Origin of the sequence: Arachnia propionica (assembly GCF_003859805.1) — a bacterium.
Lineage (GTDB): Bacteria > Actinomycetota > Actinomycetes > Propionibacteriales > Propionibacteriaceae > Arachnia > Arachnia propionica_C.
Map to the genome: position 1 here is coordinate 116,265 of NZ_RQZG01000018.1, position 7,989 is coordinate 124,253.

Annotated in this window: 8 protein-coding genes and 1 pseudogene; 6 read left to right on the forward strand and 3 right to left on the reverse strand. The window is 67.2% G+C overall.

All coding sequences use genetic code 11. From position 1 onward, the window contains the following. Nucleotides 1-109 precede the first annotated feature (109 nt). From EII34_RS13685 to EII34_RS13705, 5 genes are all read left to right on the forward strand, one after another. Nucleotides 110-634: a SigE family RNA polymerase sigma factor gene (locus EII34_RS13685; protein WP_124845725.1), complete on the forward strand. Its 525-nt coding sequence runs from the start codon at nt 110-112 to the stop codon at nt 632-634. Nucleotide 635: 1 nt separating this feature from the next. Further along, nucleotides 636-1,946 carry a hypothetical protein gene (locus EII34_RS16055; RefSeq protein ID WP_185711347.1) on the forward strand — a complete coding sequence of 437 codons (1,311 nt, stop codon included), beginning with the start codon at nt 636-638 and terminating at the stop codon, nt 1,944-1,946. A gap of 283 nt (nt 1,947-2,229) precedes the next feature. Then, complete coding sequence (locus EII34_RS13695) at nt 2,230-2,448, forward strand: hypothetical protein (RefSeq protein WP_124845726.1); 219 nt, start codon at nt 2,230-2,232, stop codon at nt 2,446-2,448. A 306-nt stretch (nt 2,449-2,754) separates the two neighbouring features. Beyond that, a complete protein-coding gene (gene argF, locus EII34_RS13700; protein ID WP_185711349.1) occupies nt 2,755-3,747 on the forward strand; it encodes an ornithine carbamoyltransferase in 993 nt (330 codons plus the stop codon). A gap of 9 nt (nt 3,748-3,756) precedes the next feature. After that, complete coding sequence (locus EII34_RS13705) at nt 3,757-4,668, forward strand: hypothetical protein (protein WP_124845728.1); 912 nt, start codon at nt 3,757-3,759, stop codon at nt 4,666-4,668. Between the two features lie 13 nt (nt 4,669-4,681). On the opposite strand, the gene EII34_RS13710 is transcribed toward EII34_RS13705, so the two are convergent. From EII34_RS13710 to EII34_RS13720, 3 genes are read right to left on the reverse strand one after another with little or no spacing between them, the layout of a single operon-like run. Further along, nucleotides 4,682-5,011, reverse strand: a complete 330-nt coding sequence (locus EII34_RS13710; RefSeq protein WP_124845729.1) for a hypothetical protein — start codon at nt 5,009-5,011, stop codon at nt 4,682-4,684. Nucleotides 5,012-5,014: 3 nt separating this feature from the next. After that, a complete protein-coding gene (locus EII34_RS13715) occupies nt 5,015-6,049 on the reverse strand; it encodes a DUF6177 family protein (protein WP_221620309.1) in 1,035 nt (344 codons plus the stop codon). Next, nucleotides 6,046-6,531 carry a TY-Chap domain-containing protein gene (locus EII34_RS13720; protein ID WP_124845731.1) on the reverse strand — a complete coding sequence of 162 codons (486 nt, stop codon included), beginning with the start codon at nt 6,529-6,531 and terminating at the stop codon, nt 6,046-6,048. The genes EII34_RS13715 and EII34_RS13720 overlap by 4 nt, the downstream gene beginning before the upstream one ends. A 763-nt stretch (nt 6,532-7,294) precedes the next feature. Between EII34_RS13720 and EII34_RS13725 the strand changes: the two are divergent. Further along, a pseudogene (locus tag EII34_RS13725) lies at nt 7,295-7,808 on the forward strand (transposase family protein). The last annotated feature ends 181 nt before the right edge of the window (nt 7,809-7,989 follow it).

Sequence of the window (7,989 nt, forward strand, 5' to 3'; positions counted from 1 at the left end):
ACAACCCGCCGGGTGATGCCCGCCTCCTGCGAGGTCTCGGAGAAACTCGTGGCCAGTTGTGAACCTTTCGGGCAGGATGCTTCGTCTGTGCTGGTGAAAGGAGGGCAAGATGCCAACCACCACCGAGCTCCAGGAGAGCTTCCAGGAGTTCACCAGCGCGAACCTGAGCCATCTGGTCAAGATCGCCCGATCGTTGACCGGGAACGCCGACGCCGCCGATGAGCTGGTGCAGACGGCCATGGAGAAGGCCTGCCGTTCCTGGTCCAAGGTGATGCGGGCGACGGATCAGCTGTCCTACGTCCGCCGGATCCTGGTGAACTCCGCCTACGACTCGTGGCGCAGGAAACGGCGGTTCCTGCAGATCTTCCAACCCAGCGACGACCCGGCCGAGCCCGTGTCCCGCTCATCGTGGGGGGACCCACAGCACAACCTGGACCGCAGCGCCGTGATCGAGGAACTGATGCGCCCCTTGTCACCCCGGGAACGTGCGGTCATCACGCTGCGTTTCCTCGCCGACCTCACCGAGGCCGCCACCGCCTACGAGCTGGGCATCGCGGTTGGCACAGTCAAGTCCACCACCGCCCGCGCACTGAACAAGATGCGCGTGGTCGACATCGAGACGATCGGAGCCTGAGATGGACACCAAGGACCTGAAGAACCTGCTCCAGAACCAGTCCAGCGACACCTCCCTCACCCCGCAGGGGGTGTGGCACTACACCCGCAGGCGCAAGCGTGCCCGGCAGCGCATCGCCACCGTGACCGCCGTCGCCGCACTCACCGTCGGCATCGGCCTGGGGGCGGTGTACCTCGGCTCCTCGGCCCGCAACCAGCGCCCGGAGATCCTGACGGTGCCGAGCACCCCGGAACCGTCCCCGACGACGACACCGACGACCACCGAGCAGGCGTCCACCGAGCCGACGTCGGCCAAGCCATCCACGACGGCCTCCTCCGAGGAGGAGCATCCCGACGAGACCCCGCCGAAGCCCGGTGCGGAGCCGAAGTGTGTGCTCCCGATGCCGCAGTCCTGGCTGAACGCCTTCGAGGCGGAGACCGCGGTGTCCTCCGACGAGACCGTGGCCTTCGTGGAGCGCGGCACCCGGGTGAAGCTGGTTCAGGGGAAGAAGGACACCGGAACCCTCAGCCTGGTCTCCACCGGTGGCAAGGAGACCCTGATCGACGATCAGGTGGACACCGTCCAGTTCCACCCTGTCACTGACGGTCGTTTCGTGGTCTACCCCGACACCAACGGCCGAGTGATGGTGTGGGATCGCACCAGCGGCGCGGAGAGCCAGCCCATCGACTTCCTGCCCGCCGACGGTGCGGGCCGCAGCCTGAGCATCTCCAACGGGAGGCTGTGGATCAGCAGCGGGGAGGTTACCCCGAACAGCGGGGACCCGGTCTTCACCGAGGCGAGCCTCCACGTCGTGGACCTGAACGCAGGCCTCAAGGCGGAGCTGGTCCTGGAGAACCAGAAGTTCCAGCCGCTGACTGCGCTGGACGGACGGGGCCAGGTGCATCTGGTCGACGGGGGGACCAGGTTCGTCGATCCCGACGGCACGATGGAACCGGTGGTCAAGGGGTACCCGCAGTACGGGGCCGAGGGCCGTACCGGCCAGATCCTCGCCCTGAGCGACGGCAGCGAGGCCAGCGGTGTCTGGCTCCACCACTCGGACTGGGGTGAACCCGTCCAGATGGTTGAGGAAGGAGCGGGCAGCTACGGCGGTGTCGCCGGGGAGTGGCTGGCGAGCGACAACCGGCTCCACAATCTCTTCACCGACGCCGCCTTCGAGGACCGCGATGCCAAGCACAGCTACACCTTCACCGTGCCTGCTCGAGGAGAGGTGCTGATCAGTCAGCACACCGCCTCCGAGAAGCTGTCCGACGACATCATGGTGAGAACCATCCCGTTGTCGGACCTGCCCGAGGAGGATGTCACCTGCAGGTGAGGCGGGAGCGATCCCGGCCCCGGCCCTGGCCTCTGGTCAGGGCCGGGGGTTTCACACGCTCGGCTCGCTCGGTCACGCTGGTCGGCCCTCACCTCGGTGGGAGGACACACCGCACCTGAGGCGTCGGCAGAGGAACCGGGGCCCCTGCCGTCGTGGGCCAGGTGCGTGGTTCCCCTCCCGGAGTCGTGGCAGGAGCCTGTACCCGGCGCACGTGTTCGCCAACGCCTGGTTCGGTGCGACCTACAGGGGCAGCCTACAGTACACCCGCGGTCACGGTGTCTGGGTGGCCCGTCCGTCCTGGTCCTCGAGCCAGTTCTGGGGACCGATCGACCATGCGATGGTGGTCAACCACCCCGGGAGCGTCCACCTGCTCTCGGCCAGGCTCTGGGAACTGGATGAGGCCCGGCTGTGGGGCTCCTCGACCGGGGAGACCATCGAGTCGGGGGTGGCCGACAGCATGGCCTGGGGAGCGGGGAGACGACGAGCGAGCGTCGGATGCTGAGGTTGACCGAACTGGCCGAGGTGACCTGCCAGTGGTGCCCACCTTGCCGTCGCCCTCGGCCGTGCCGTTCAGCAGGAGGTGCGGTCGAGGGCGACGGCGCGGTGTTTCAGCTCCACCCGATGAGTCCCACCCACCTCGGTGATTCCGGGGTGACCCACCGACCCGCGTCGGGGACGAGGGACCGGATCCGTCGCGGCGGGGTCTCCAGGTCCCGCGGCACTGAGGAGGAGCGCAGGACGTGGACCGGGGCACTGCTGATCCGTGAAGCGGGTTACCCTTGTCCCTTCCACGACGAAAGGCATGGAGATGCTGAAAGGACGCAGCTTCACCAAGGAGATGGATCTCACCCCGGCCGAGTGGGCGGGTCTGCTCGACCTGGCGGCCGAGCTGAAGGCGGAGCGTCGCTCCGGGCGTGAGGGGCAGCGACTGTTCGGCAAGAAGGTCGCGCTGCTGTTCGAGAAGACCTCCACCCGGACCCGCTGCGCCTTCGAGGTGGCGATGATGGAGCAGGGGGGCAGGACCACCTACCTGGATCCGGCCGGGTCACAGATCGGGCACAAGGAGTCGGCGGCGGACACCGCGAGGGTGCTCGGTCGTTGGTACGACGGCATCGAGTTCCGCGGTTTCGAGCAGAGCACGGTTGACACCCTCGCTGCGCATGCCGGGGTGCCGGTGTACAACGGGCTCACCGACGACTGGCACCCCACCCAGGTGCTCGCCGACCACCTGACGATGCGGGAGCACTCCGGCAAGCCCTTGTCGGAGACGTCGTGGGCGTTCGTCGGGGATGTCCGCAACAACATGGGCAACTCCAACCTGGTCGCGGCGGCGATGGTGGGGGCCGACATCCGGCTCGTCGCCCCGAGGCAGCTGCAGACCACCGACGCGGTTCGCGCCCAGGCTGAGGAGATCGCCGGGGCGACGGGGGCCCGGATCACCATCACCGATGACATCGCCGAGGGCGTGGCGGGGGTGGACTTCCTCCACACTGACGTGTGGCTGTCGTTGGGGGAGTCGAAGGAGCTGTGGGCGGAGCGGATCGAGTTGCTTCGGCCCTACCAGGTGACCATGGAGATGCTGGCGGCGACGGGGAACCCCGAGGTGAGGTTCATGCACTGCCTGCCGGCCTTCCATGACCGCAACACCAGCATCGGCGAGGAGGTGTACCGGGCCACGGGGTTGGATGCGTTGGAGGTCACCGATGAGGTGTTCGAGTCGAGGTTCAACATCGCATTCGACCAGTCGGAGAACCGGATGCACACCATCAAGGCCCTGCTGGTGGCGACGCTGGCGGACTGAGTCCGGCTGATGGAGCTGATTCGCCGGGGAGTTCTGGAGGCCCCGCCGGGAATGGACCAGCTGATCGCCGTCGCGGTCGGGTCCAGCGGGCCGGTGGCGATGTGGGCGCCCAGCCCCGGGCTGGTCGATCCGCCCCGTGCCCGTGGCCAGGCGGTGTCCCGGTTGCCGGAACCGGTGCCGGTGGTGCTGGTCTCGTACCTGGACTCGACGGTGCCGGTGTCGTCGGTCGCGTCGGCGGTGTCGGTGACGTTTCCGCTGATCGATGAGCTCTCGGACGGGTCCTTCCTCGTGGTCGGTGCCCGGTGCGCCCACCGTCGTGGTGGCCCGGAGAACAACGCCCTGGTGATCGACCGCGACGGGCGGGTGGTGCGGGAGGGGTGTCTGGGGGACGGCATCGAGCACCTGCTGGTGGCCGCCGATGGCACCGTCTGGGCGGGTTACTTCGACGAGGGGATCTTCGGCAACCGTGGCTGGGGGACCGGGTCGAGGGCCCGTGAGCCGCTGGGTGCCGACGGCGTCGTCGCCTGGTCCGCTGACCTCGAGAGGCTGTGGGGGGCCGGGGTCAGCGTCATCGCTGACGTGTACGCCTTGAACGTGGCGGGATCCGAGGTCTGGGCGTGCACCTACCCCGATTTCCCGTTGCTGCGGATGCGGGCCGGGGCGAGCCGGGTGATCCCCACGAGAGGTCTCGACGGGGCGCGCGGTCTGGTGGTCTCCGGGAATCGGGTCGGGGTGATCGGCGGGTACGACGATCCGTTGCAGTGGGTGATGGGGCGGGTCGAGGGGGACAGGTTCGTCGGGACGGGGCGTGGCAGGTTGGCCTGCGACGTCGAGCCGAGGGGGTGGAGCGCGGTCAGCTGTCGTGGGCCGCAGGCCCATTTCTTCGACGGTCCCGAGTGGTACTGCGTCGAGCTCGGCTGAGCGGGGGTGCGGCTCAGGCCCGGTCGTGGACGGAGCCGTCGAGGTACTCGGCCAGGTGTTCCATGATGATCGTCCCGGGTTCGGCGTTCCATTCGGGGAGGATGACGTCGCTCCACCAGGTGATCCGGGGTGGAGGGTCCGTGAGCAGAGGGCGGGCGTCGCGGTCGTCGTCGAGTCGGCGGGGACGGTGGAGGGTGAGCCACAGCTTGTCGGTGCCGGAGATCAAGGTGGCGGGGAAGTCCTCGCCGAGCATGGCACCGTCGGGCACGAAGGCGGCGAATGCGGTCCAGATCGTCCCGTAGGTGGGTTCCTCCGGGGTGACGAGGACTTTCTCGATGGCCATCGGTCACCTCTTCCTGGTGGGGGAGAGCCAGGTGAGGGCCTCGCTCAGCATGGTCTGGAGGGCTTCCTGGTCGATGGTGCTGAGGAACTCCTGCATCTGGCGGTGCGGGTTGGGGGCGTCGCTGAGGGGGACGAGCAGGGCTGGTGCCTTGGATGAGCCGATGGTGGTGGCGTTGAACCGGCGGCGGGAGAGCTCGGCGTCCAGCCCGAGGTCGCGCAGCTGTGCGGGGCCGATGAGGAGGGCGACGGGGAGGTCGGCCGGGTGGGGGCGGGCGTGGTGGCCGAGCCGACCGTCGCTCATCTCGACCCTGGCCAGGGCGATGGAGGCCATGGTGAGTCGGAACGTGGCTGCGAGTTCGGTCAGGACGTCGTCGACCAGGCGGGTCAGTTCCGGGGTGATCCTTGTCCACTGGGGAACGGGGACGACACCTCGGCTGTTCTCGGTGATCCCGTGGTCGGTGCGTTTGACCTGGATGGTGGCGACGGCGCCGGTGCTGGAGCGGGCCAGGTGACGGTGGCTGACCGGCATCTCGGTGCGGAGCCGCGCCGTCAGGTCGGCGGTGGACCAGCGCTGCCCGAGGGGCTCGGCGGTGTCGACGACGGTGAGTTGACCGCCACCGAGCCCTGAGGTCATGAATTCTGCGACCCGGCCGCAGGTGGTGGCCCAGGTGGCTGGTTCCCGCGTCAGCACGTCGAAGGTCAGGGCCAGGTGGCTGGGCGGGTTCGTGGTGTTGATCGGAAGGCGTGCGGCCCGGGAGCCGGGTGGGGCCTCGATGGGGAGCCCGGTGTGGGCGTCGTAGTCGACGCCGTCGGGGCCAAGGACCAGCCATTGACCGTCGAGTCGGCGCATCTCGTCGGAGACGAACCAGCTGAGGTGGGCGTCGTGGTTGGTGCGCAGCTGCGGGCGGCTGCGAGTGGTCCAGGCCTCGCTGAGGAAGGCCTGGAGGCTGCTGGTCAGGACGACGTGGGAGGCGGCGGAGTCGAAGAAGCGGATGCCCTCTGCCCAACCGTCGGAGTGGATGCGCGCGTTGCTGGTCAGGTTTCGACCTTTCTCAGGCCGAGCTGGTGCAGGGTGAAGTTGCGTTCCTTGCCGTAGTACTCCTCAGAGTACTGCCCGATGCCGTACCCGGCGTTCTTCCACGCCACGTAGGTCAGTTCGTCGGGGGAGGGGATGGCGGCGATGTCACGGAGCCGGACCATGAATGACCTGAGCACCTTGGCCAGGGCCTGTCCACTGGGCGGCCACGGGATGTCCTGCTCCCAGTAGGTCGGGTCGGTGCCGCGTCGTTCGAAGTCACACTCGACGAACAGGGCCTCCTCCTCGGGGGTGAACTTGCGGTCGAACATGGTGTCGTCCTGGAATCCGGCGATGATCTCCATGCTCCTGTTGTGGAAGGCGTGGACTCCCGCGAACTGGATGAAGGGCTCCTGGTCGTCTCCCTGCCCGATGACGCAGATGACGCGTTCTGGGAGGGTGACGAGCTGATCGAACAGTCTCTTCTCGAACTCTTCCCAGTCCATGTCGGTCTCGCTTCCTGCCAAGGGGCCGTGACGAAACGACCCTACCAGCCGTGTGTCCTCGGGCAGGTCGTCCAGAAGGCCATCGCGATCTTCGGGCACGGGCTCATCTGACCGCCATGGTGCCCCCGCCGTCGGTGCGGGCATCGTGGTCATCGGGCAGGGGCTCAACTCCGCAGGGTCGCCGTGATGCTGTCCGACAGGGCGTTCAGAAGGTGATCGCAGGAAGCAGTCGGGGTGGGCCCTGGTCCGGCGTTGCGCGGCTGGCCTCGAGCACGACCCGGTGCCCGAGCATGTCACGGCCCGCCGAGCGAGGTTCGTCTTGGGTATGTCGTGGTTCGTCGAGTGGGGTTCGTCTTGGGTATGTCGCGGCTCGTCGTGTGAGGTTCGTCTTGGGTATGTCGCGGCTCGTCGTGTGAGGTTCGTCTTGGGTATGGCGCGGCTCGTCGAGTGAGGTTCACCCCCCCGGGCGCGAATCACTCGGTGCTGTGCCCGATCTGACCGAACTGTTGGTGGGCGGGAACTCCCTCTCCTCGTGCACGAATCGCCGTTCTGCTTGCCTGAGGGTCTGGTATACAGCATGTGACGCGAGTAACCCGTAAGTTGGTGCACGGCAGTGTCATGGGGTCGTAGCAACACCAGCAGAAGGTGCCCCTGTTCGATGGCCTCGGCGAGCCCCCGCTGGTGAACACCAGTACGGTTTCCAGCAGTTCGGTGATCTGCCGGATCAGGGTGGTGGATCACCGAGGTCCTGGAGACGGTGCTGGTGTTGACCAGTGGTGGCCTGAGCGAAGCGATCCAGCAGGGACACCTCCTGCTGGTCGATGGCACCTACATCCCGACCGGGAACCGGCCAGCAAGCGGGCAAGGGGCTGCGAACCACTCCGGGAAACGGAAGCTCCAGTGCCTCAGCATCCAGGTCGCAGCCACAGACCGGGGATGCCTCGTGGCTGTCTCTGACCCGTTCCCCGGTGCCCGTCACGACGCCAGGGTGATCCAGGAGTGTGGGTGGAGCGACCTCCTGGCCGAGACAGCTGCCACGTGGGTGGCAGACGGCGCCTACGCCGCCACCACCGCGATGACTCCGGTCAAGAAGAAACCCAACCAGCCCCGAGTCGACTGGAAAGAGATTCAACAAAACCATCGCTGGTCTCCGCGCTGGAATCGAGCACTGCATCGCCCACCTGAAGAACTGGAAGATCCTCAGCAAAGGCTACCGTGGACGCCTCACTGAACTCCCTGCCATCATCCGGATCGTCACCCAACTCGAAATCCTCTGAACCCAATGACAGAAACCCCACATGAATAACGCCCTGAGGGTGAGTTCTGTCAACGCGTTGACGATGTTGTCGCTGTCTTGCCAGTCCAGTGCGATCAGGTCAACAGTTCCGTCTGTCTCGTGGAGGAACCCGATGTAGGACTGGGACTGGGTGATCCGGTTGACCCTCAACCGGGCCTTGG